General features: G+C 40.9%; 1 protein-coding gene. It reads right to left on the bottom strand.

Going from position 1 to position 237, the window contains the following annotated elements:
• The coding region (locus H5158_RS23825; RefSeq protein ID WP_182741007.1) for an ISAs1 family transposase at positions 1-237 on the bottom strand (237 nt) is incomplete at both ends.

Raw genomic sequence — 237 nt, forward strand, 5'->3', positions numbered from 1 at the left:
TTTATTAAAGCTTGTTTCTGCTTTTAGCTGATTAAATGCGATGTGTCTCAGCCCCGCAAATACAGGTGCTGCACCTTCACGCCTAATTCGGCAATCATCTTCTTTAAATCCGACATCTAAACGCCAATGTAATCCATTCTCTATTTGCCAATGTTGCCGTGCGGATCTTGCGAGTTCTTCCGCCGATAAATATGCTGAACTGATGTAGTATCTATAGCATAACTCATTGCTTACTTT

This window comes from Pseudoalteromonas sp. SR45-6 (genome assembly GCF_014163545.1).
Taxonomy (GTDB): domain Bacteria; phylum Pseudomonadota; class Gammaproteobacteria; order Enterobacterales; family Alteromonadaceae; genus Pseudoalteromonas; species Pseudoalteromonas rhizosphaerae.